We start from the raw sequence: 24,355 nt of genomic DNA on the forward strand, positions 1-24,355 counted from the left end.
TCGGCCGGGAAGTTCGGCAGCGTCGACAGGTCGTTGCCGAAGGACGCCGTCTCCGAGGTGAAACGGTCACCGGTGAGCTGCATACCGTCACCGGAATCCCCGGCGAACCTGATGATCACCCGGTCGACGGTCTTCACCGCCTTCACCGAGTTGTTGGCCGACACTGCGGTGCTCCTCATGTGTTCGGGTACAGAAGGGACGGGCGGAAGACGGACCGGCCGCCAGGCGGGGGATGGCTGGCGGCCGGCCCTGTCACGGGGGCGTCACACAGTCTGCGACGGCGGTCTGTGCAACCTCTGGACATCGGCTGGAGGCGGGCCGCGCTCAGCTCCAGGCGATCAGGCGGTGGGGGCGCTCCAGCACCGCGGCGACGTCCGCGAGCACCTTGGAACCCAGTTCCCCGTCGACCAGCCGGTGGTCGAAGGACAACGACAGGGAGACGACCTGGCGGGGCACCACCTTGCCCTTGTGCACCCAGGGGCGGGGCGTGATCGCGCCGACGGCGAGGATGGCCGCCTCCCCCGGGTTGAGGATCGGTGTGCCGCTGTCCACGCCGAAGACACCGATGTTGGTGAGGGTGACCGTCCCACCGCTCAGCGCGGCGGGACTGGTCCGCCCGGCCCTGGCCGCGTCGACCAAGTCGTCCAGTGCGCCGGCGAGTTCGGCCAGTGACAGCGTGTGCGCGTCCTTGACGGCCGGGACGATCAGGCCGCGGGGGGTGGCCGCGGCGATGCCCAGGTCGACGTAGTGCTTGCGGACGATCTCCTGGGCCCCGTCGTCCCAGGAGGCGTTGATCTCCGGGTTGCGTTCGACGGCGACCAGGAGAGCCTTGGCCACCAGGAGCAGCGGGCCCACCCTGCGGTCCGCGAAGCGCGGCTCCCTTCTGAGGTCGCGCACCAGCTTCATGGTCCGGGTCACGTCGACGGTGACGAACTCGGTCACGTGCGGGGCGCTGAACGCGGAGGCGGTCACGGCTGCGGCGGTGGCCCGCCGCACTCCGCGCACCGGCACCCTCGTCTCCCTCGGCTGTCCCGTCCGCCTCGTCTCCATCGGCTCCCCGTCCGGGCCGGGTGCCGACTCCTGGGGGACGGAGGGCGATGCGGGAGCCGGGGCCGGTGCGACCACGGTGCCGGCCGTGTGCGCGGCCGCGTGTACGTCCGCCCGCAGGATGACGCCCTGCGGGCCCGAGGGCACGACGCGGGTGAGGTCGACGCCGAGGTCCTTGGCGAGTTTGCGCACCGGCGGCTTGGCCAGGACGGGTCCGGAGCCGGAGGCGGAGCCGGGTTCGGCGGGGCGGGCGGGGGGCGGGACCGCCGTGCGGCGACGGCGGCTCGTGGGCCCGGAGGCGACCCCGTAGCCGACGAGCACCGGTTCCCGGGCCGGCGGCGCGGGTGACGGGTCCGGCGCCCGGGCCTGGGCCACGGTGATGACGACCGTGCCGACGGGCACCGTCTCGCCCTCCGCGCACCGCAGTTCCCGCACCACCCCGTCGAACGGGATCGGCAGTTCCACCACGGCCTTGGCCGTCTCTATCTCGCACACGGTCTGCCCGTCGACGACGGTGTCGCCGGGCCGCACGTACCAGGTCAGGAGCTCCGCTTCCGTGAGTCCCTCGCCCACGTCGGGCATCCGGAACTCCAGCAGTCGTCCGGCAGTGTCAGTCATGGGTGGTCCCTCAGTACGCCAGCGCGTGGTCGACGGCGGCGAGCACGCGGTCGAGGTCGGGCAGATAGTGCTCCTCGAGCCGTGCCGCCGGGTAGGGGGCGTGGTGTCCGCCGACCCGCAGGACCGGGGCCTCCAGCGAGTAGAAGCACCGGGTGGTGATCCGGGCGGCGATCTCCGCGCCGGCCCCGAAGAAGACGGGTGCCTCGTGCACGACGACCAGGCGGTGCGTCTTCGACACGGAGTCCTGCACGGTGTCGAAGTCGACGGGGGACACGGACCGCAGGTCGACGACCTCCAGTGAGCGGCCCTCCTCGGCCGCCGCTTCGGCGGCCTCCAGGCACAGCCGCACCATGGGGCCGTAGGCGACGAGGGTCAGGTCGGTGCCGGGGCGCACCACCCGCGCCCGGTGCAGGGGGGCGGGGGCGGCGGCCTCGTCGACCTCGCCGGTGTCCCAGTAGCGGCGCTTGGGCTCGAAGAAGATCACCGGGTCGTCGCTGCGGATGGCCTGCTGGAGCATCCAGTAGGCGTCCGAGGGATTCGAGGGGGAGACGACCTTCAGTCCCGCCACGTGGGCGAAGAGCGCCTCCGGGGACTCGCTGTGGTGTTCCACGGCACCGATGCCGCCGCCGTAGGGGATCCGGACCACGACGGGCATCCGGATCGTGCCGTGCGAGCGGGCGTGGAGCTTGGCCAGCTGGGTGACGATCTGGTCGTAGGCGGGGAAGACGAAACCGTCGAACTGGATCTCGACCACGGGCCGGTAGCCGCCGAGCGCCAGTCCGATGGCCGTGCCGAGGATGCCCGACTCGGCGAGCGGGGAGTCCATCACACGGTCCTCACCGAAGTCCTTCTGCAGGCCGTCGGTCACCCGGAAGACGCCTCCGAGCCTGCCGACGTCCTCCCCCATCACGAGGACTCGCGGGTCGTCCTCCAAAGCTTTGCGCAAGGACCGGTTGAGTGCCTTGGCCAGTGTCATCGTGTCCGCAGGCATGGTCATCCACTCTCCGGGCGGGCGAAGGATCGGTGGTACTCCTCGAACTGCCGCCGTTCCTCTTCCAGGACGGCGTGCCCTTCGGCGTACACGTGGTCGAAGACGGCCGGCCGCTGCGGGTCGGGCATGTTCCGCACCTCGCGACGGACCCGGTGGGCGAGGTCACGGGCCTGTTCCTCGACCTCTTCGAAGAACGACGGCGCCGCGTGCCCGGCTTCGGTCAGGTGGACGCGGAGCCGGGCGATGGGGTCCCTCGCCCGCCAGTACTCCAGTTCCGTCTGGGTGCGGTACCGGGTCGGGTCGTCCGAGGTGGTGTGGGCGCCCATGCGGTAGGTGAACGCCTCGACGAGGAAGGGGCCGTTGCCGCTGCGGATGTGGTCCAGCGCGAACCGCGTCACGGCGTGCACCGCGAGGGCGTCGTTGCCGTCCACCCGCACGCCGGGGAACCCGTAGCCGTGGGCCCTGCGGTAGAGCGGGCCGCGCTGCTGCCGGGTGACGGGCTCGGAGATGGCCCACTGGTTGTTCTGGCAGAAGAACAGCACCGGCGCGTCGTGGACGGCGGCGAAGGTGAACGCCTCCGCGACATCGCCCTCGCTGCTGGCGCCGTCCCCGAAGTAGGCCACGGCCGCGGCGTCCGAGCCGTTCTTGGCCAGGCTCATGGCGTATCCGGTGGCGTGCAGGGTGTGTGCGCCGACGACCAGGGTGTACAGGTGGAAGCCGGACTCGCGCGGGTCCCATCCGCCGTTGGTGACTCCCCGGAACAGCCGGACCACGTCGACCGGGTCCACGCCCCTGCACCAGGCGACGCCGTGTTCGCGGTAGCTCGGGAACACGTAGTCGTCGGGGCGCAGTGCGTGGGCCGAGCCGACCTGGGCCGCCTCCTGGCCCGCCAGCGGCGGCCACAGTCCCAGTTCGCCCTGCCGTTGCAGGGCGGTGGCCTCGGTGTCGAGGCCACGGGAGATCACCATGTCCCGGTAGAGGGTGCGCAGCAGCTCCGGGGCGTAGCCGGGGATCTCCTCCGGGGGCGCGACCAGGGTGCCCGCCGGCGTCAGCAGTTGCAGCGTCTCCGGTTCCTGCGGGCGGGTCATGAAGGCGTTCACAGCGTCCGTGAAGCCGGGCGCCGGCGCCGTGGGCGAGCGGTCACTCGTGGGCAAGGTCATGTCACTTCCATGTCGGGGCGGGCCGCCGGGGCCGCCGGCCGGTCTTCGCGGCCGGGTCCCCGTGCCGCGCGGCCGGTGAGGTCGAGGGTGTGATCCGGGGTCCAGCAGCCCCGCCAGCCCGAGTACTGCACGTCCTCGGGCCACCAGGGCGGGCCGGTCGCGACGATGGAGCCGACCGCTCCCTGCGGCAGGCTCTCGCCGCCGGCTCCGGCGACGCGCAGGCGCAGCGGCGGCACCGAGCTGCCCGCGCCGGGTTCGTGGGGCCGTCCGCCGTCCCGGGCGAACAGCTCCTGCGCGGTCCACGGCACCGCGCCGTCGGTCGGGGCGAACTCGGACCACAGCCGGGTGCCGGGGCGGGCCGCGAAGTGCCGGGAGACCAGCCGACGCGTGCAGGGGCCGCCGATGAGCACCACGGTGCCCGGGCCGCCGGCGGTCCGAACGGTCCGCCGCTCGGGGGGCGGGCCGGCGTCGAGGCGGTCGGCGTACTCCTCCGGGGTGAGCACCGTGACGCTGTCACGCGCTCCCGTGAGCGGCCAGCCGGGGTCCTGGTCCCACGGCGCGGTGTGCAGCATCGCGCCGCAGCTGTAGGCCCACCACATGGCCGCCAGAGCGGCCGGCGACGCCGGTTCCTGATCGATGGTCACGGTGCCGCCGGGCACGCCGGCCCGGCGGCTGCGGTCGGCCGCGGAGCGCAGCCAGGACCGGTGGTCGATCAGCCGCTCACGGCCGTCCCGGTCGAGCAGCAGATGGGCGCCGCCTTCCGCCGACGAGCGGGACAGGGCCGCCTCCACCGGGACCGAGGCGATCTTGCGCCAGGTCGCCGGGTCGTCCAGGGCGAGCGACGGGGCGCCGTTCACGGCGGGGTCGTAGGTGGAGCGGCTGCACAGGACGGCACGCGCCCCGGTGGCGCGCACGGCGGCCGCCGTGCCGCCGGGGCCGTGCGGTGCGGGGACGCACACTCCCCCCGCCTTGAGCACGGCGAGCTGGGCGACGAGCCCCTGGCGGTGGTTCTCGCAGCGGACGACCAGCGGATCCCCGAGCTGGACCCCGCCGCGTACCAGGGCGGAGGCCAGCCGGACCGCTTGGCGATCGGCCTGGGCGTAGGTGAGCCGGTGCCAGCCGTCCTGGATCGCCACCCGGTTCGGATGACTCCCGGCGGTGTGCGCGAAGATCTGGTCGAGGGCGAGGGCGGCCGGTGGTCCGTCCCGGGACGGGAGGGTGGGCTCCCGCCGCTTCCGCTGGTGCGTGGTCACTGGTCCTCCCCGTCTCAGGAGATGAAGTCGTAGGACAGGTGGTCCTCGGTGTCGGGCCAGGTGGCGAAGCGCCGCAGCCCGTACAGCAGGGGGTGCTGCTCCTCCGCCATCCGGGTGACGCGGGTGACCCGGCCCATGATCACGACGTGGTCGCCGACGACCTGGTCGTTGGTGACCGTGCAGTCGGCGATCGTGTGGGCGGCGTCCACCAGGTGGGGACCGGCCGCGTCGTCGCCGGTGCGCCAGGGCACCCGGTCGAAGCGGTCCGGTGCCCCGGAGGCGAAGAGTTCGGCGGTGGCCCGCGCCCGGCGGTGCAGCAGGTTGACCGCGAACCGCCGGCCGTCCTGGACGGCGTCCAGGGTCGGGCTGCCCCGGCGCATGCACACCAGCAGCACGGGCGGTTCCAGGGACACGCTGCACAGCGAGGTGAGGGTCATGCCGCGGTGCGCCCCGTCGGGTCCCGTGGTGGTCACGACGGTCACGCCGGTGGGGAATCCGGCCATGAGGGTGCGGAAGTCGGCGGGATGCCCGTGCATCAGTACGCTCCTTCCCGGCCGCCCGTGGCCGCCGAGGACGACAGGGTGCCGAGCGCCTCCCGGATCTCGGCCACCACGGCCTCCGTGAACGCCGGGAAGGCGTCGCCGAGGAAGTGGAAGTGGCCGCCGGCGAAGAGCCGGCGCCGGAAGGCGCCCTCGGTCTCGGGGGCCCAGGCCGCCGCGCCCGGAGCGGGCGCCAGTGCGTCGTCCGTCGAGGCGAACACCGTCAGCGCGCCGGTCAGGGGCCGCCGCCCCGGGTCGGGCCGGTAGGAGTCCAGGGCCCGCAGGTCGGACCTGATCACCTTGAGGAAGCGGTCCTTGAACTCGGGGAGTTCGTCGAGCCGGTCCGGCATGCCGCCGAGCCGGGTGAGCCGGCGGACGAACTCCACGTCGGACAGGCTGGGGTCCAGGAGGCGGATCGCGGGCTGGATGCCGGGTGCCTGCCGGCCGGAGACGCCCAGCCACAGCGGGGCGGTGCCGCGGTCCTGGAGGGACCGTGCGGTCTCGGAGGCGACGACCGCGCCGAGGCTGTGCCCGAACAGGGCCAGGGGTGTCCCGTCGGAGACGGCGAGCACGTCCTCGGTGACCCGGGCGACCAGCGCCTTCATGTCGGTGACAGGCTGCTCGGCGTGCCGCCTGCCACGGCCCGGCAGGTCCAGGAGCAGCAGGTCCCAGGTGGGCGGCAGGAAGCGGGTCATGGGGTGGTAGACGCTGCCCGAGCCGCCCGCGTGCGGGACGACCACCAGACGGACGGCGGGCGCGGCGACGGCCCGGGGCCGGACGAAGGCGTCGGTGCCGGTCGTCATGCGCCCACCCCCCGGCCGGCGGCCGCGGTCGCGGCGATGCTTTCGGCGAGCTTGCCCAGCAGGTCCCGCAGGGGCATGGAGAGGGACAGCTCGTCGGCGGTCATGCCGACCTCGAAGTGCTCCTCGACGCGGGTGATGAAGAGGGTGGAGGTGAAGGAGTCGCCGCCCACGTCGAGGAAGGTCAGCTCGGGGTCGAGGGCCTCCGCCTGCAGGACCTCCTGCAGCAGGTCCAGGAGGTAGCGGGTCAGCGGCTCGGCTTCCAGCGACTCGGGGAGGGCGACTCCCGCCGCGGTCTCGGCGGTGGGCCCGGGCTCGGGAACGGCGGCCGGCTCGTCGATCCAGTACGTCCTGCGGCGGAAGGGATAGGTGGGCAGCTCTCCGACGAAGCGGGCGCCGGGGGCGGACAGCGCGCCCAGGCGGAGGTCGGCTCCCGCGGCGAACAGCTCGGCGAGGGCCGTCCGCAGCAGGCCGGGGGCGTCCTCGGGGCCGGCCCCGGCCAGCGGCAGGACGGTCCGGCGGCCGTGCGCCTCCCACGACAGGGCGACCCGGTCCTCCGTGTCGGCGGCGGTCCGCCCGGCGCCCTCGGCCGGCCTGGCGTGGACGCCGAGCCGGGCCAGCATGTCGCGCAGGCGGGCCGCGGGGTGCTCGGCCCCGGTGCCCGCGTCCCGCAGGCCGGGGTGGGCGTCGGCGAGGCCGGCGACCACGGCCTCCAGCTGCCCGGCCGGGCCCCCGGTGTGGAGGGTGATCAGGCGCGGCGGTTCCTGCACGGGAACCGTGACCACGCCCTGGGCGCGCCAGTCGGCGAGGGCCTCGGCGAGGTCGCGGGCGGTGGCACCGGTCAGTGCCAGGCGGTGGGCGAACGGGGCGCGTCCGGCGCGCAGGGTGTGGCACAGGTCGGCCGGCCGTGCGTCGGTGCGGCGCAGCAGCGAGCCCACGCGGTCGGCGAGCCGGTCGAGTGCCGCGTGGTCCTTGGCACTCAGGGTGAGCAGTTCGGGGCCGGGCGGGGCGGGGGCGGGCTCCGCGGGCGGCCGGTGGGCCTCGATGACGGCATGGACGTTCGTGCCGCTCATGCCGAAGGAGTTGATGCCGGCGACCCTGCGGGACAGTTCGCCGGGCCACGGCGTGTTCTGGCGCGGCACGGTGAAGTCGAGCCGCCCCCACGGGATGTGCGGGTTCAGTTCGCCGTCGTCGGGGTGCGCGGCAGCCGGGATCACCCCGTGCTGGAGCATGAGCACGGTCTTCATCACGGACGCGATGCCGGACGCGCCTTCGAGGTGGCCGAGCCGGGACTTGACGCTGCCGACGGCCAGCGGGACGCCCCGGCGGCGGACCGCCTCCCCGAGCACCCCGTCCAGGGCACCGATCTCGATCGGGTCGCCGAGCACGGTGCCGGTGCCGTGGGCCTCGACGAAGCCGACCTCGGCCGGGTCGACCCGGGCGTCGGCCAGCGCCGCCCGGATCACTTCCTGCTGGGCCGGTCCGTTGGGGGCCGTCAGCCCGGAGGCCGCGCCGTCGTGGTTGACGGCCGTACCGCGGATGACGGCGAGGACCGGCCGGCCCTCGCGCTCGGCGTCGTCGAGGCGCATCAGGGCGACGACGCCGACCCCCTCGCCGCGCCCGTAGCCGTCGGCGGTGGCGAGGAAGGACTTGGATCGGCCGTCCGGTGCCAGCGCCCTCGTCTGGCACAGCGAGACCATCAGGCTCGCGGAGAGCAGCAGGTTGGCGCCGGCGGCCAGCGCGTAACGGCACTCGCGGTTGCGCAGCCCCTGGACCGCCAGGTGCAGGGTGGTCATGGAGGAGGAACAGGCCGTCTCCACCCCGAGGACGGGGCCGGAGAAGCCCATCAGGTGGCTGACGCGTCCGGCGCCGAAGCTGAGGCCGCCGCCCGTGATGTAGTACGGGTCGATGCGGGACATGTCCGAGCGGTCCTCGTTGCGCTCGCTGTACTCGGACGTCATCATGCCGAGGTAGATCCCGACGTCGAGCCGGTCGGAGCGGCGGACCGCGATGCCGGCCCGCTCCAGCGCCTCCCAGCTGGTCTCCAGGAGCATCCGCTGCTGGGGGTCGAGCAGGCGGGCCTCACGCCGGGAGAGCCCGAAGAAGCCGGCGTCGAAGTCGGCGATGGTGTCGAGGAAGCCGGCGCGGTCGACGTAGGAGCGGCCGAGCCGTCCGACGGACGGGTCGTACACCGCGCGCAGGCCGGGCCGGTCGGCGGGGATCGCGGACAGCGCCGAGTCGGTGCCGCACAGGAAGTCCCAGTACGCCTCGGGCGTGTCGATGGCCGGCGGCAGCCTGAGCCCCATGCCGACGACGGCGACGGGTGCGTGACGGTCGTCCTCGAGCTCGGCGATCCGGGCCCGCAGCCGGTGGGAGAGCCGGAGCTGGTCCTCCATCAGGGCGCGGACGGCTTCGGTGTCCATGGCCTCACTCATGCCTGCCTGTCTCCTTTCTGGGATACGTCGCTGTGGACGGCCTGGACGAGTTCCTCGAAGGACAGTTCCGCGAGGTCCGGGAGGCCGGCGGCCTCCGCCTGGTCCGGTGTCTCCGGGCGGTCCGGCCGGCCGGGGTCGGCGGGCCGGGCGGGTTCGGGGTGCAGCAGGCCGAGGATGTGGTCCGCGAGGCGCGGGACCGTGGGGTGGTCGAGGGCCACGGTCGCCAGGAGGTCGACGCCGAGGGACTGGGAGAGCCGGGTCCGCAGGTCGATCACCATGATCGAGTCCAGGCCCATGTCCCCGAAGGTGGTCTCCTCGTCCAGGGCCGCGGGCTGGCCCAGGGTCTCCCCCGCGGCTTCCCGGACGAAGTCCCGCAGCGCCGCGTCGCGTTCGCCCGGGTCCAGCGCGGCGAGGTGGGCGCCGAACCAGCCGCGCGGCCGGCCGGACGGGTCCGCGTCCGGTCGGCGGGCGCCGTGGCCGTCTCCCCCGGCGGGGGCCTCCAGCAGGCGAGCCCGCGGATGGCCGCCGAGCGCCTCGGTGAACGTGTCGGGTGCGAGGTCTACTGCGATGACCCGGGCTTGGCGGGCGGTGAGCGCGGCCAGCAGCAGCGCCTCGGCCGCCTCGTCGGTGAAGGTGCCGATGCCGAGCCGGGTGGTGGCCCGGCGCACGGCCTCCGAGGCGGCCATCCCACCCTTGCCGTCGGGCACCCAGGGCCCCCAGGCGATGCTCGTGGCGGGCACGCCCTCGGCGCGCAGCGTCTCGGCGAGGCCGGTCAGGTAGCCGTTGGCGGCGGCGTAGGTGGTCTGTCCCGCCGAGCCGAGCACGCTGGAGGCCGACGAGAACAGGACGAAGGCGTCGAGCTCGTGGCCGCGCAGAGCCTCGGCGAGAACGTCCGCGCCGTGCGCCTTGGCGGCGAAGACGCGCTCGGCGGCGCCGCGGTCGACGCGGCCGAAGGCCCGGTCGTCGGTGGCCCCGGCGAGGTGCAGGACCAGGCGCAGCGGATGGACCGCTCCGGCCCGTGCGACGGCGCGGGCGCAGTCGGCGGGGTCGGTGACGTCGCCGCGCACCACGTGGACCGGTGTGCCGGCGGCGGTGATCTCCTCGATGAGGCGGCGCGTCTCCGGGTCCGGTTCCGAACGGGCCATCAGGGTGACGGCGGCGCAGCCGTTGCGGGCGAGGACCGCCGCGGTGCTCAGGCCCAGTCCGCCGAGTCCGCCGGTGACGAGGGCGGCGCCGGAGAGGCCGCCGGCCGTGGTGTCCGCCGGGGCGGCCGCGGGGACGAGCCGGGCGGTGCGGGTGCGGCCGGGGCCGATCTCCAGCCGGGTCTCCACCGTGCCGTCGTCGAGGATGCGGTCGAGGGCGCTCAGCAGGCCGGGGGCGTCCCAGCCGTCCGCGAGGGTCACGCGCAGCAGCCGGCGTTCGCTCTCCTCGGCCTCGACGCCGGCCAGCAGACCCCACAGCGCCTCGCGCAGGGGGGCGTGCGGGGTGCTGCCGGCGACCGGGACGGCGTAGGGCACGTCCTGGGGGACGGAGCGCAGGACGGCGGCGAGGTCGAGGACGGCCTCGGTCGCGGCCTGCGCGCCGGCCGGTGCGTCGGCGGTGAGGAAGCGGGCGTCGACGATCAGGTCCGGGGTCCGCGCGAGCGGCGCCTGCGCGTCGGCCGCGAGGGTGTGGTGGCCCGCTCCCTCGGCGGCCCGGGTGAGGAGCTTCCCGGCGGGGGTGGCGGCGCCGACGACGGCGACCGTCCGCTCCCGGGTGGCGGCCGGGGCGGTGGCGGGCAGCTCGGTCCAGGCCAGGTCCCAGGTGTGGCGGGTGCCCTGGCGCAGCGAGGACTGGAGCACGGCGCGGGAGGCCGTGCGGAACCGGAAGCCGTCCATGGCGAGGACGGTGGCGCCGCTCTCGTCGAACAGGTGCAGGTCGGCGGTCTCCACCTGGTGGAACCGGTCGTCGGCCGTCTCCCGCAGCTCGGCTCGGACGTGCCCCCACAGGGGCCGGCCCGGGACGGGCCGGCCGGGGAACGACACGCGGGCCGCGGCGAACGGGATGACCAGGGCCTTTTCCTGGTCCAGCGGCTCCGCGTCGTCCTCGTGGATGGCGAAGCAGACGGAACTCTGCAGGCAGGAATCGAGCAGGCCCGGGTGGATCTGGTAGTCCTCGGCGGGCTCGTTCATCTTCTCCGGCCAGTCGAACCGGATCAGGGCCTCGTCCCCCCGGATCCAGGCGTCTCCGACCCAGCTGAAGGACGGGCCGAGCAGGTAGCCGATGCCGCGCAGATGGCGGTAGAAGGCCTCGCCGCCGAGGTGACGGTCGGCGTGCGCGATGAACTCCCGCGGGTCGGGCGCGGTGCGGTGCCCGGCCGGGTCGGCCGGGATGCGGCGTGCGGTCAGGTGCTCCTGCCACAGATGGCGTTCCGGGTCGAGGAGGCTCTGCACGCTGACCGTGCGGGCGCCCCGTTCACCGTCGCGCTCGATGATCTGCAGTTCGTAGCGCTCGCCGTCGTGCAGCACCAGCGCGCGCGGGAAGTGCAGGTCCTCCAGGACCACCCGGTCGCCGTCGCGGCCCAGCGCGGACAGCACCGTGGCGGTCTGGGAGGCACCCGCCACCTGGACGGTGCCGAACAGCCGGTGGTCGTCGAGGTGCGGCGGGTACACGGTGCTGCGCTCGGTGACGAACACCCGCCCCTGGATCGCCGGTGAGCGCAGCTCGGTGCCCCACGGCGGGCCGGCCGGGGCGGCCGCGGGCACGGGCCGCCCGTCCTGCGGCGCGGCGGACGCGGGGACCGGTGTGCCGGCCCGGCCGGCGCCCCGCCAGTAGGGGGTCGCGGCGAACGGGTAGAGCGGGGCAGCCGCGCGCGGGGTGCGGCGCGGTGCCTGTACGGCGGCCCAGTCGATGTCCTGGCCGAGTTCGTACAGTTCCTTGGCGGCGGCGGCCAGGGCGGCCCGGTCCCCCGTCCCGCGCCGCAGCGAGGGCAGCAGGGTGCCGGCCGGGACCGAACCCCCCGCGCGCACCAGGTTCACCAGGGTGCCGTCCGGGCCGATCTCCAGGCAGACGTCCACCTTCTGCTCGGCGAGCCGCCGCGCACCGTCGTGGAAGCGGACGGGGTTGCGGGCGTGCCGCACCCAGTACTCCGCGTCGAACGTGCCGGGTTCGGCGAGGGTGCCGGTGAGGTTGGAGATCAGCGGGATGCCCGGGTCGGTGAGGTCCAGGGCGGCGGCGGTCTCACGCAGCCGCGGCAGGACGGGGTCGAGCAGCCGCGAGTGGAAGGCGTGCGAGACGGTGAGCCGGACGCCGCGTACGCCGTCCGCGGTGATCCGGGCGGCGAACCGCTCGATGTCCTCCGGGGCGCCGGCCACCACGGTGGCGTCCGGGGCGTTGACGGCCGCGATGTCGAGGGGGGTGTCCGCCAGCAGGGCGCGCACCTGCTGCTCGGAGGCGCGGACGGCCAGCATGGCTCCGCGCCGGGTGCCCTGCATCAGCTCGGCCCGCCGGGCGATCAGCCGCAGCCCGGACGACAGGTCCGTCACTCCGGCGTGGACGGCGGCGGCGACCTCGCCGACGCTGTGGCCCATGACCACGTCCGGGGTGACGCCCCAGGACTCCCACAGGGCGGCCAGTGCGCTCTCCAGGGCGAACAGGGCCGGCTGGGTCACCCGGGTCTCGTCGACGGCCTTCGGGTCGTCGCCGTAGAGGACGAGTTCCACCAGGGAGCCGCCCAGGACGGGGGCGAGTTCGCGGTCGCAGCGGTCGAAGACCTCCCTGAAGACCGGCTCGGTCTCGTACAGTTCGCGGCCCATGCCGAAGCGCTGGCTGCCCTGTCCGGAGAACAGGAAGGCGATGCGCGGGCGGCCGGTGGTCCGGCGGCTCGCGAGCGGGGCGGCGAGCTGGGCGAGGAGCTTGTCGCGGGTGTCGCCCAGCAGGGCGCGGCGGTGCGGGAAGTGGGCCCGGCCCGCGGACGCGGTGGCGGCCAGGCCGGCCAGCTCCTCGTCGCCCGCGGCGGTCAGCCGCTCGCGCCAGGAGGCGGAGAGCCGCTCCAGGCCCGCCGCGTCGGGGGCGGACAGGGGGACGAGGTACGGGGTGCCGGCCGGGGCGCCGCTCGTGGCGGCAGGGGCCCCGGCCGGTGCGTCGGCGAGCACCACGTGCGCGTTGGTCCCGGTGAGTCCGAAACCGGAGACGCCGGCCACGCGCGGAACAGCGCCGGAACGCCAGGGGATGGGGGTGTCCACCACCCGGACGTTCATCTCCGCCCAGTCCACGTGCGGGTTGGGTGCCGCGAAGTGGAGGTTGGCCGGGATGAGATCGTGTCTCAAGGCGAGCACGGTCTTGAAGACCGCCGCCATCCCGGCGGCCGACTCGCAGTGACCGATGTTGCTCTTGACGGAGCCGATGTGGAGCGGCTCGCCGGGCTTGCGGTCCGGGCCCAGGACGTGCCAGGCCGCGCCCAGTTCGATGGGGTCGCCCAGGGCGGTCCCGGTTCCGTGGGCTTCCAGGTAGGAGACCTGGGAACCGGTGACGCGGGCGTCGGCGAGGGCGTCGGCGAGCAGGGCCCGCTGGGCCGTGCCGCTGGGGGCGGTGAGGCCGGAGGAGGCGCCGTCCTGGTTGACGGCGGTGCCGCGGATCACGGCGAGCACGCGGTCGCCGTCGCGCCGGGCGTCGGTGAGCCGCTTGAGGACGAGCACTCCGCAGCCCTCGGCACGCACGAAGCCGTTGGCGTCCGCCGAGAACGTCCGGCAGCGTCCGTCGGGCGACAGCATGTGCGCGCGGCTGGCCGAGACGGAGGCCATCGGGTCGAGGATGATGTTGACCCCGCCGGCCAGCACCGTGTCCGACTCGCCGCCGCGCAGCGACCGCACCGCGAGGTGCAGGGCGACGAGGGAGGACGAGCAGGCGGTGTCCACCGCCATCGCGGGACCGTTCAGCCCGAGGGTGTACGCCAGGCGGCCCGCGGCGGCGTTGAGCGAGGTGCCGGTGCTGTAGTAGGCGTCGAGGTGCTCGGCGCCGGTTCCGGCGAGCACCCGGGCGTAGTCGGCGTAGCTGATGCCGACGAAGACGCCGGTGCGGGAGCCGCGCAGGGCATGCGGGTCGGTACCGGCGTCCTCCAGGGCGTGCCACGCGGACTCCAGGAGCAGCCGTTGCTGCGGGTCGAGGTTCTCCGCCTCGCGGCCGGGGATGCCGAAGAAGCCGGCGTCGAACCGCTCGATGTCCGTGAGGAAGCCGCCCTGGTCGGTGGTGATCCGGCCGCTCTCGGGGGCGTCGTCGCCGTGGAAGGCGGCGGTGTCGTACCGGCCTTCGGGGACCGGGCCGACGGCGTCGCGGCCCTCGCGCAGCAGGGTCCACAGGTCCTCGACGGAGTCGGCCTGCGGGAAGCGCCCGGCCATGCCGACGATCGCGATCGGCTCGTGTGCGGTGCTCGGGGGCTCGCCCGGGGCCTCGTCGTACGGCGTGGCGGCGGGTGCCGGAGTGTCGTACGGCGTGGTGGTGGCAGCCGGAGTGCCGTTCGGCGTGGTGGCGGGTGCCGGCCGCTGCCCGGGCGCGGGCGGGGCCGTCTCCGGCGCGGGGGCGGACGGCGGGGCGTCGGTGAGCAGGTACTCCGCCATCCGGGTCACCGTGGGGTGGTCGAACACGTCGGCCGCGCGCAGGGAGACCTCGAAGGCCTGGCCCAGGCGTGCGACCAGGTCCACGGCCATGATCGAGTCGAGGCCCAGGTCGAAGAAGCCGGTGTCGTCCTTGACGGCCGCCGCGGACTCGAAGCCGAGCTGGGCGGCGACGATCCGGGCCACGTGGACGCGGGCGGCGGCGGGCCGGGCACGCTCGGGCACCGCCGCCAGCCCGGCCACGACCGACGGCTCGCGGACGGCCGCCACGGGTTCGTCCCGCACCGGGTCCGGCAGGTCGGCGGAGAACAGGCCGCGGGCCCGGAAGCGGGACATGACCGAGCGGAACCGGGGCATGTCCAGCGGGCAGACGACGACGTGTCCGGAGACGGCGGGGGACGCGGCCAGCGCGGCACGGCCGGCGGCCGCGTCGAGGGCGCCGACGCCCAGCCGGGCGAAGGTGTCGCGGCTGGCGGAGTCGGCCATGCCCGACTCGCCCAGGTCCCAGGGCCCGTAGGCGATGCTGACCGCGGGCAGGCCGCGGCCGGCGCGGTGCGCCACCAAGGCGTCGAGACCGCCGTTGGCCGCGGCGTAGCCGGCGCACCGGTCGGTGCCCCACACGGCCGAGACCGAGGAGATCATGGCGAAGAAGTCCAACGGCCAGTCGAGCGAGGCACGGTGCAGCAGCCAGGCACCCGCGAACTTGCCGCGCAGGGCGTCGGCGAAGTGCGCGGCGCCGGCTTCGGCGGCGGGCACGCGGTCCAGCACGCCCGCCGCGTGCAGCACGCCCCGCACGGGCGGCATGGCCTCCAGCGCGGAGCAGGCGGTCGCCACGGCCTGAGGGGTGTCGCATCCGCCCGGCCGGTAGACGGCCTCGACACCGGCGGCGGCGAGGTCGTCGAGCAGCTCCCGCGCCTCGGGGGCCAGGTCCTCCCGGCTGCGCCGGCCGATGAGCAGGAGATGGCGGGCGCCGCGGGCGACCAGCTCCGAGGTCAGCTCGCGGCCGACGCCGCCGAGACCGCCGGTGACGACGTAGGTGGCCTCGGGGACCACCCGCAGGGGTTCGGTCGGTGCGGTGTTCTCGACGAGACGGGCGGTCAGGACCGCGCCGTCGCGGACGGCGGCCCGGTCCTCGGCCGCCTCCCCGCGGGCGGCGGCGTCGCTCTCCCCCGCGACGAAGGACAGCAGGGCGTCGAGATCCGCGCCGCCCGGGTCGGCGGGCAGGTCGACGACGCCGCCCCAGCCGGCCGCGAGTTCGAGGCCGAGGACGGGTCCCAAGCCGTGCAGGAGACCGTGGTCGGTCGCCGCCGCGGTGTCCTGCGGCCGGGTCCGGCAAGCGGCCCGGGTCAGGGCGAACACCCGGTGGCTGCCCGCGCGGGCGGCCGCGGTGACCGCGGTCGTCACCGCCGCGCACAGGGCGGCTCCCGGCTCCGCGGGGTCGCTCGCCGTGTCCGGGGCGCCGTCGCTCCCGGGGAGCGGGGTGGCGCGCAGGGCGAGGACGAGGGGGACGCCGGCCTCGCCGGTCGTGTCCTGGCCGGCGGCCCACGTTCCGGCCCAGGCGGCGGCGTCGGCCGGGAGCCGCGCGTGCCGCCAGCCGTCGGGCAGGTCCGTGGCGGACGGTGCGAGCACGGTACCGGTCAGCCCTCGTGCGGCGGCCCGGCCGGCCAGCGCGACGAGGAGGTCCTCGTCGTCGCCGGCGAGGACGACGGAGCGGGCGGCCGGAGCGGCCGAGGGGGCCTGGGGCCGCCACGCCACCTCGTGCACGAGCGGTACGGCGGGGGCGGCCGGGGCGGTGTCCTCCCGGCCGGCAGTGGCGGCACCGGGGCCGGCGGCGCGCGTCGGGGGCGCGAACCGGCTGCGCTGCCACGGGTAAGGGGGCAGGTCGACGACCCTGCGGGGTAGATCGGGGCCGGCGACGTCCGGCGCGCCGCCTCCCTCGGTGACCGCGACCTCCGGCACCGTGCGCCCCCCGGCGAGCGCCCGCAGCGCCTCGGCGGCGGAGCGGGGGTCGGCCGCGGTGACGGTCGCGTGCACGTCCATGGGCGTGCGTCCGGCGGTCGCGGTGTGCGCGAAGGCCGGGTAGTCGGCGGCGGGGAGTGCCTCCAGCGCCCCGGCGTACTGGGCGGCACGCGCCCGCAGCGCCTCCTCGGTCCTGGCGGAGACGGCGAACCCGGTGACCGTGACGGGCACGGAGCCGTCGTCGGGGCGGGCCGGCGCCTCCTCGGCCGACAGCGGTCCGACGATCGCGTGCGCGTTGGTGCCGCTCATCCCGAACGAGCTGACGGAGGCGCAGTCACCCGACAGCGGGGACCACTCCCCCAGCGTGTCGGGCACCGTCATCCCGGTCCCCGACAGGTCGATCCGCGGGTTGAGGTGGCGGAAGTGGACGACCGGGGGCACCTGGCGACGCGAGACGCACAGCATCGCCTTGATCAGCCCGGCCACCCCGGCGGTGCCTTCGAGATGCCCGAAGTTGGTCTTCAGCGCGCCGACCGGCAGCGGTGCGCCGCCGTTGCGCCGGCCCAGCGCGGTGGCCAGTGCGTCCATCTCGATCGGATCGCCGAGGGGGGTGCCGGTGCCGTGCGTCTCCGCGTAGCCGACGGCGTCCGGCTCCAGGCCGGCGTCCGCCAGGGCCGCTTCGATCAGCGACACCTGCGCGAGGACGTTCGGCGCGGTGAAGCCGCTGGAGCGGCCGTCCTGGTTGACGGAGGTGCCCCGGATCACGCCGAGCACCCGGTCCCCGTCGCGCAGGGCGTGGTCCAGGCGCTTCAGCAGCACCGCGCCGACGCCCTCGCCGCGGGTGAAGCCGTTGGCGCGGGAGTCGAACGTCTTGCACAGGCCGTCCGGCGACAGCGAGCGGGTCTCCTGCACCAACCGCATGGTCTGCGGCGACATGATGAGGTTGGCGCCCGCGGCGAAGGCGAGTTCGCACTCGCCCCGGCGCAGCGCCTGCACCGCGAGGTGCACGGCGACGAGGGAGGACGAGCAGGCCGTGTCGACGGTCATGGTGGGCCCGGTCAGGCCCAGCGCGTAGGCGACCCGGCCGGCGGCGAAGTTGTGCCCGTTGCCGGTGGCCCAGTAGGCGTCGGGTTCGCCCTCGCACCATTCCCGGTAGTCCTGCCACATCACGCCGAGGTAGAGACCGGCCCGGGCCTCGGCGAGCGTGCCCGCCGGGACGGCCGCGTGCTCCAGGGCCTCCCAGGCCACCTCCAGCAGGAGCCGGTGCTGCGGGTCCAGGTGGCGGGCCTCGCGGGGGCTGATGCCGAAGAAGCCCGCGTCGAAGTCGAGGACCTCGTCGAGGAAGCCTCCGCGCTGCGGCAGTCCCCGCCAGGCGTCGGCGAAGGGGCCCTTGCGGTGCTCCGGCATGGGACGCACCAGGTCGCGGCCCTCGGCGAGGGCGGTCCAGTACGCGTCGAGCGTGTCGATGCCGCCGGGCAGCCGCAGCCCCGCGCCGATGATCGCGACGGGCTGGTTCCCCCGCTGCTCGGCGAGCTGCTGCCGCAGGGAGCGGACGGTGTCCAGGGCCCGCGTGAGCGGCGTCTGCCTGCCTCCCTGGGAGGGGCTTGTCTCGTGCATCGGGGTTCCTTGTGGTCGGGGCGTCAGGGGGGCCGGCGGGGTGGTCCGGTCGGCGCTCACCGGGTCTCCTGCGCTCGGGTGACCTGTTCGGTCAGGGCTTTGGCGAGGGTGCGGAGCGTGCCGTACGTCCACATGAGGGTCGGCGACAGGCGCAGCCCGAAGGCGGCCTCCAGCCGGTTGCGCAGTTCGAGGCTCATCAGCGAGTCCAGGCCGAGGGACTCGAACAGGGTGTCGCGGTCGACACGTTCGGGGCTGAGGCGCAGCACCTGGGCGGCGAGTTCACGGACCTTGGCCTCCACCAGGCCGTGGCGTTCCTCCTCCGGTGCGTCCAGCAGGCCGGCCGCGAAGGCACTCCCGGCGGTGACGGAGCCGCCGTCCCGCAGCGCCTCGCGCAGACCGCGCCAGGCGCTCAGGGCGACCGTGTCGGGGGCGGCCTCGAACCAGCGGCGCAGGTCGAGGGGGACGTAGCCGTGGACGGGCCGTTCCTCCGTGAGCAGCCGGGTCAGCGCTGCCCAGGCCTCGTCCGCCGGGAAGCTGCTCATGCCGCGGTCCCCGAGGCGGGCGCCGGCCTCCGCGCTGCGCGCGGCCAGACCGATGTCCGCGAACGGTCCCCACTGCACGCTGAGCGCGGGCAGTCCGCGGTCGCGGCGCGCTTCGGCGGCGGCGTCGAGGTAGGCGTTGGCCGCGGCGTAGGCGGCCTGTCCCGGGTTGCCGACGAGGGCGGCGACGGACGAGAACATGACGAAGAAGTCCAGCGGTTCCTGTCCGGTCGCCGCCTCCAGGCTGCGTACGCCGTCCACCTTGGGCTGCAGCACCTTGGCGATCTGACGTGACGTCAGGCTGCCGATGGTGGCGTCGGAGACCACGCCGGCCGCGTGCACGACACCGCGCAGCGGCGGCAGGCCCCGCTCGCGCAGGCCCTCGAGCGTCCGGCGTACGGCGGTGCGGTCCCGCACGTCGCAGTGCGGGGTGTGGACCACCGTCCCCGCGGAGCGCAGCGCCGTCAGCCGGGCGGCGGCCTCGGCCGAGGGCGCGGACCGGCCGACCAGGACGAGCGTGCCGGCGCCGTGCGCGGCGAGGAACTCGGCGAGCGAGAGACCGAGGGCGCCGAGGCCGCCGGTGATCAGGTAGGCGCCGTCCGCGCGGAACCGGCCGTCGCGCAGGGGCTCGGGCGCCACGTGCGCGACCTCGGCGAGCCGGGTCAGCACGAGCCGGGGACCGTGCGGGTCGTGGTCGAGGTCGAACGTCGTGCCGGTGACACCGGCGCAGTCGTACGTCCTCGGCGGCGGGGCGGTGAGCCTGCCGTCGGCGGCCAGCGTCAGGACGTCGGTCAGCAGCCGGGCGAACAGGGCGGGGCGGCGGACCCGCAGCGCCTCGAGGTCGGTCGAGCCGAAGGTGGCGCCGGCGGGCAGCGGCCGTGCCTGCGGGGCCGGGTCCGACAGGGCCGCCCGGGTGACGTCCTCGACGTAGCGTCCGTCCGGGGCCAGGAGGTCCCAGGCATGGGAGGCGGTCGCTCCGCCGCGCGGGCCGAGGACCACGTCGACGCCCTCGCCGGCGATCGCCTCGACGGCCGACGGCCAGTGGGGGTCGGCGGTGTCGAGGACCTCGAGGGCACCGGCGGCGCGCAGCGACCCGGCGTGCCGGGCCGCTCCGTCGACGACGGCCAGCGGGACGGCGCCCCGGCTGCGGGCGATCTGTACGGCGGCGAGCGCGTCGGGCAGGGCCGGGGTGTGGATCAGGACGGTGTCGCCCTCCGCCAGCCGGCCGACGTGGGTCAGCGCGTACCAGGCGGTGACGGCCGGGAGGGCGAGGGCGGCGGCCTCGGTGTCGTCGAGCCGGTCGGGCAGCCGGACGGTGTGGGCCGCCTCGGCGAGCACGTGCCCGGCGAGCGCGCCGGGTGCCACGGCGGCGACGCGGTCCCCGGGGTGCAGCCCGCTCACGTCGGGGCCCACGGCGCTGACGCGGCCCGCGCACGCGCGGCCGAGCGGCAGGGTCACGGGGGCTCGTCCGGCGCGGATCTCCGCGAGGTCGCGCAGGTCGGCGGGTGACACGGCGGCGGCCGTGGTGTCGATGACGACCTGTCCGGGTCCGGGCGTCGGTGTCGGGTGCGGGAGGAACTCGGCCGTGGTGGAGGCGCCTCGCCGGGCGGCGCCCAGCCGGAAGGGCTGGGGTCCGGTGCGCCAGGCGGGACGCGCCGTGCCCTCGGCGCCGTCCGGGTCGCCGCCCCGGACGATCCGGGCGGCCAGCCGGCGGTCGCCGCGCAGGGCGAGCTGGTCGTCGGTGTCCTCGTCGAGCAGGGCGCGGCCGCACTGGGCGGCCCAGTCGGGGTGGGAGGCGTCCACGTCGACGAGCCGCGGCCGCAGTTCGGAGTGCTCGCGTTGCAGCACCCGTCCGTAGCCCCAGTACAGGGCGGCGCCGGGATCGGGCGTGTCGGCCGCCGTGACGCTCTGGGCCCGGTCGGTGAGCACGGTGAGCCGGGGCAGCGAGGGCAGGGCCGCGCAGACGCGGACCACGGTGGTGAGGTGGGTCAGTCCGCGCTGCTGGGCGTCGGGGCCGACGCAGGCGCGCGGGGCGAGGAAGACGACGCCGTCGACGTCGCCCGTGAGGGAGTTCTCCGGGTGGGCGGGGTCGTCCACCGCGGTGACCTCGGCGCCGGCCGCGCGGAGGGCGTCGGCCAGGTCCTGGGTGCCGCCCGTGCCGCCGCAGACGACCCAGCGCCCGGCCGTGGCCGAGCCGGCGTCGCGGGGCGGCGCGGCGGTGGTGTCGGTCCAGTGGAGGCGGTGCAACCGGTCGGCGTGCGCGTCGTGGCCGTCCGAGGTGGGAAGGGACCGCAGGACCAGCCCCTCCATCACCAGCAGCGGACGCCGGTCGCCGGTGAGGACGCGGACATCGACGGTGCCGTCGGGGCGGCGCAGGACGTGGGAGTGGAGTGCGGTGACGGGTTCGTCGCCGGCGTGCAGCACGTGGACGGCGCGTACGGCGGTCGGCATCAGCGCCTCGGCGCCGTCGTCGAGCAGCAGGGCGACCTGGAGCGCTCCGTCCCACAGCACGGGGTGCGGGACCCGGGGCCGCAGGCCGGCCCACAGCTCCTGCGGGAGCCGTATCTCGCCGAGCGCCTCGTCGCCCGAGGGGTGGCGCCGCAGGGAGTGCACCACCTGGAACGCCGGCCCGTAGTTCTGGCCGCGGGCGGAGCAGCGGCGGTAGAACTCGCCGGGGTCCTCGGCCGCGACCTCGTCGGCCCAGGCGGGGAGGCCGAAGCCCTCCGGGGCGTCGGTGCCGGGCTCGGCGCCGGCGGTGGCGACGACGTCCCACTCGGTGGCGCCGGGCGGCAGGGACAGCAGCCGGAAGGCACCGCCGCCGGGCGCGTCCTGCCACTCGGTGGTGAAGCGGACGGGGTCCGCGCCGATCGTCACCTCCTTGCGGAAGGAGACGTCGACGAGCCGGCCGGGCAGTGCGCCCGTGCGGGCCGTGGCGGTGTGCAGGGCCAGCGCCAGCATGCCGGTGCCGGGGAGCAGCGCGGTGTCGTAGAGCTTGTGGTCGGTGAGCCAGGGCTGGGTGAGAGGGGACAGCTCCAGGGCGCCGTGCCACACGCCGGGGCGGCCGGGGGCGGGGGCGAGCGGTGCCTCGAACCCCTGCGCGGCGTCGCCGGTGCGGCGGTTGTCGGCGGGCCAGAAGCTCTCGCGCTCGAACGGGTAGGCGGGCACCGGGAAGCGGCCGTCGCGGGGCAGCGTGCCGAAGGGTTCCAGACCGGCGGTGTAGGCGCGCGCGAAGGCGCGGGCGACGTCCCGGGTGCCGCCGTGCCCGCGGCGCAGGGTGGTGAGCAGCGCCAGGGGCTCCTCGCGTACGGCGGTCTGCTGTTCCAGGGCCGGCTGCAGGACGGGGTGCGGGCTGATCTCCACCACGTGGGTCACACCGCCGTCGAAGAGGGCGTCCGTCGCGGAGACCAGCTCGATGGGTTCGCACAGGTTGCGGACCCAGTAGTCGGGGCCCAGGGCGCCGCCGTCGACGACGCGGGCCTCGACGGTCGACATGAGGGGAATGTCGCCCGCGGCCGGCCGGACGGGGGCGAGGCCGGTCATGAGGTCCTCGCGCAGCACGTCCATGCCGGCGCTGTGGGAGGCGTAGTCGATGTTGACCAGGGCGCAGTACGTGCCCTCGGCCTCCAGCAGTTCCCTCAGCGCGAGGACGTGGTCGCGGTCCCCGGACAGGACGCAGGAGTGCGGGCCGTTGTGCGCGGCGAAGGAGACGAGGTCCTCGAACCCCTCCAGGGCCCGCTCGGCGGCCTCGCGGTCGAGGTCGACGGCGAGCATCAGTCCGCGGCCGGACACCCGCTGGGCGATCAGCGCGCCGCGGCGGGCGAGGACGAGGGCGGCGTCGTCCAGGGACAGGGCGCCGGCGAAGGTGGCGGCCGTGATCTCGCCCTGGCTGGTGCCGAGCACGACGTCGGGGGTGACGCCGGCGGCGCGCCACAGCTCGGCCAGGCCCAGGGACATGGCCCACAGCGCCGGCTGGAGGACGTCGGTGCGGGTCGTCCACGTGTGGGCGATCGTGTCGGGACCCGCGTCGGCGTCGGGGGCGAACACGTCGGTCAGGTCCCAGTCGACGTGCGGGGCGAGGGCCTTGGCGCAGCGGTCGACGACGGAGGCGAACAGGGCGCTGTCGCGGTAGAGGGCCACGCCCATCTCCCGCCACTGCGAGCCCTGCCCGGGGAAGACGAAGGCGGTGCGGCCGTGCGGCACGGCCCGTCCGGTGACGACGTCGGCGTCCGCGGCGGCGGGGTCGTCGAGGGCGGCGAGGCCGGCGGCGGCCTGCCGGAGGTCCTCGGCGACGAACGCGGCCCGCTCCGGGAAGTGGTCGCGGCGCCAGGCCAGCGTGCCGGCCAGCTCTGCGGCCTCGTGCTCGCCACTGGCGCCGAGCGCGTCCCGGAGCTGGGCCGCCCGGCGGGCGAGCACCGGGGGGCGCTTCGCGGACAGGGTGACCACGGGGGGCACCCCGGTCTCGTCGGACCGGTCGTGGCGGTCCGCGGGCCGGGGCTGCGGCGGGGAGGAGACGACCACGTGGGCATTGGTGCCGCCCCAGCCGAAGGAGTTCACCCCGAGGAGGACCGAGCCCTCGGCGGGCAGGGCGAGCGGCTCGCGCAGCACGCTCAGGTTGAGGTCCTCGAACGGGATGTCGGGGTTGAGCTCCTCGGCGTGCAGGGACGGCGGGACGGTGCGGTGGCGCAGGGAGAGCAGGACCTTGATCAGCCCGGCCAGACCGGAACTGCCCTCCAGGTGGCCGATGTTGGTCTTCAGCGACCCGATCGGCAGTGGGTCGCCGGCCGGACGGGCGCGGCCGAGGACCGCGCCGAGCGCGCCGGCCTCCGTGGGGTCGCCGCGCTTGGTCCCGGTGCCGTGGGCCTCGACGTACGACAGGGCGGCGGCCGGCACGGTGTGCTCCCCGTAGCTGCGGCGCAGCAGGTCCTCCTGGCCCTCCTGGCTGGGGCTGACCAGGCTGTGGCCGCCTCCGTCGTTGTTGGTCAGGGTGCTCACCAGGACGCCGTGCACCCGGTCGCCGTCGCGCAGCGCGCGGGCGAGGGTCTTCAGGTAGACGGCGGCGACGCCCTCACCGCGGACGAAGCCGTTGGCGGACTTCGCGAAGGAGGCGCAGCGGCCGTCCGGGGAGAGCCCGCCGAAGTGGGTGAGGCCGATGCTGACGTGCGGGTCCATCATCAGGTTCGTACTGCCGACGATGGCGGCCTCGATGTCGCCGGCGCGCAGCGCGCGGGCGGCCAGGTCGAGACCGACGAGCCCGGAGGAGCAGCCGGTGTCGACGGCGAGGCTCGGGCCGCGCAGCTTCATGAGGTAGGAGAGCCGGTTGGCGAGGATGTCACGGCCGGTGCCGACCAGGGAGTGGGAGGTGTGCAGGGCGCCGCGCGCCTTGCGGAGCAGCTCGTAGTCGTGCCAGACGGTGGCGACGTAGACGCCGGTCCGCGAGCCCGCGAGGTCGCTCGCCCGCTGTCCGGCGTCCTCCAGTGCCCGCCAGCCGACCTCGAGGAGCAGCCGCTGCTGGGGGTCCATGGCGGCCGCCTCGCGCGGGGAGATCCCGAAGAATCCGGCGTCGAAGAGGTCGATGTCGTCGAGGAAGCCGCCTACCGCCGGGATACGCAGCCGGGGGTCCAGCTGTGCGGAGGCGTCCCAGCGGTCGGACGGCACCGGCACGATGGCTTCCTGACGGTTCATCAGCAGGTGCCACAGGCTGTCGACGTCCGGTGCTCCGGGGAAGCGGCCGGCCATGCCGACGACGGCGATGAGCCCTTCGGGATCGGGTGTGGAATGCGCGTTCATTCGCTGCCTTTTCGTCCTG

9 protein-coding genes are annotated in these 24,355 nt (G+C 75.5%); all 9 read right to left on the bottom strand.

The window, feature by feature from the left end; translation table 11 throughout:
- Positions 1 to 324 precede the first annotated feature (324 nt).
- Genes ACIRG6_RS37035 through ACIRG6_RS37075 form a run of 9 tightly spaced genes read right to left on the bottom strand, consistent with a single transcriptional unit; the run spans position 325 to position 24,336 of the window.
- Positions 325 to 1,665 carry a dihydrolipoamide acetyltransferase family protein gene (locus ACIRG6_RS37035; protein ID WP_364824072.1) on the bottom strand — a complete coding sequence of 447 codons (1,341 nt, stop codon included), beginning with the start codon at positions 1,663 to 1,665 and terminating at the stop codon, positions 325 to 327.
- A gap of 10 nt (positions 1,666 to 1,675) precedes the next feature.
- Entirely contained in the window at positions 1,676 to 2,641 is a 966-nt protein-coding gene (locus tag ACIRG6_RS37040) for an alpha-ketoacid dehydrogenase subunit beta (RefSeq protein ID WP_364684149.1), read from the bottom strand.
- A gap of 17 nt (positions 2,642 to 2,658) precedes the next feature.
- Positions 2,659 to 3,816 carry a pyruvate dehydrogenase (acetyl-transferring) E1 component subunit alpha gene (gene pdhA / locus ACIRG6_RS37045; RefSeq protein WP_364684080.1) on the bottom strand — a complete coding sequence of 386 codons (1,158 nt, stop codon included), beginning with the start codon at positions 3,814 to 3,816 and terminating at the stop codon, positions 2,659 to 2,661.
- Positions 3,813 to 5,069: an AMP-binding protein gene (locus ACIRG6_RS37050; RefSeq protein WP_403326461.1), complete on the bottom strand. Its 1,257-nt coding sequence runs from the start codon at positions 5,067 to 5,069 to the stop codon at positions 3,813 to 3,815. The genes pdhA and ACIRG6_RS37050 overlap by 4 nt, the downstream gene beginning before the upstream one ends.
- 14 nt (positions 5,070 to 5,083) lie before the next feature.
- Positions 5,084 to 5,605, bottom strand: a complete 522-nt coding sequence (locus ACIRG6_RS37055; protein WP_189231469.1) for a flavin reductase family protein — start codon at positions 5,603 to 5,605, stop codon at positions 5,084 to 5,086.
- The gene (locus ACIRG6_RS37060; RefSeq protein WP_364684085.1) at positions 5,605 to 6,411 is read right to left on the bottom strand and encodes a thioesterase II family protein; all 807 of its coding nucleotides are present in this window, start codon (positions 6,409 to 6,411) and stop codon (positions 5,605 to 5,607) included. Before ACIRG6_RS37060 ends, ACIRG6_RS37055 begins: the two co-directional genes overlap by 1 nt.
- Complete coding sequence (locus tag ACIRG6_RS37065) at positions 6,408 to 8,843, bottom strand: beta-ketoacyl synthase N-terminal-like domain-containing protein (RefSeq protein ID WP_364684087.1); 2,436 nt, start codon at positions 8,841 to 8,843, stop codon at positions 6,408 to 6,410. Before ACIRG6_RS37065 ends, ACIRG6_RS37060 begins: the two co-directional genes overlap by 4 nt.
- Positions 8,840 to 18,010: an SDR family NAD(P)-dependent oxidoreductase gene (locus ACIRG6_RS37070; protein WP_403326466.1), complete on the bottom strand. Its 9,171-nt coding sequence runs from the start codon at positions 18,008 to 18,010 to the stop codon at positions 8,840 to 8,842. The genes ACIRG6_RS37065 and ACIRG6_RS37070 overlap by 4 nt, the downstream gene beginning before the upstream one ends.
- 56 nt (positions 18,011 to 18,066) lie before the next feature.
- Positions 18,067 to 24,336, bottom strand: coding sequence for a type I polyketide synthase (locus ACIRG6_RS37075; protein ID WP_403326469.1), 6,270 nt, complete (start codon positions 24,334 to 24,336; stop codon positions 18,067 to 18,069).
- Positions 24,337 to 24,355: the final 19 nt, after the last annotated feature.

This window comes from Streptomyces flaveolus, from assembly GCF_044765825.1.
GTDB lineage: Bacteria > Actinomycetota > Actinomycetes > Streptomycetales > Streptomycetaceae > Streptomyces > Streptomyces flaveolus.

Bases quoted from the DNA above. Each gene is read 5' to 3' on its own strand.
- ACIRG6_RS37035 (WP_364824072.1), bottom strand. From the start codon at position 1,665: ATGACTGACACTGCCGGACGACTGCTGGAGTTCCGGATGCCCGACGTG.
- ACIRG6_RS37040 (WP_364684149.1), bottom strand. From the start codon at position 2,641: ATGACACTGGCCAAGGCACTCAACCGGTCCTTGCGCAAAGCTTTGGAG.
- pdhA (WP_364684080.1), bottom strand. From the start codon at position 3,816: ATGACCTTGCCCACGAGTGACCGCTCGCCCACGGCGCCGGCGCCCGGC.
- ACIRG6_RS37055 (WP_189231469.1), bottom strand. From the start codon at position 5,605: ATGCACGGGCATCCCGCCGACTTCCGCACCCTCATGGCCGGATTCCCC.
- ACIRG6_RS37060 (WP_364684085.1), bottom strand. From the start codon at position 6,411: ATGACGACCGGCACCGACGCCTTCGTCCGGCCCCGGGCCGTCGCCGCG.
- ACIRG6_RS37065 (WP_364684087.1), bottom strand. From the start codon at position 8,843: ATGAGTGAGGCCATGGACACCGAAGCCGTCCGCGCCCTGATGGAGGAC.
- ACIRG6_RS37070 (WP_403326466.1), bottom strand. From the start codon at position 18,010: ATGCACGAGACAAGCCCCTCCCAGGGAGGCAGGCAGACGCCGCTCACG.
- ACIRG6_RS37075 (WP_403326469.1), bottom strand. From the start codon at position 24,336: ATGAACGCGCATTCCACACCCGATCCCGAAGGGCTCATCGCCGTCGTC.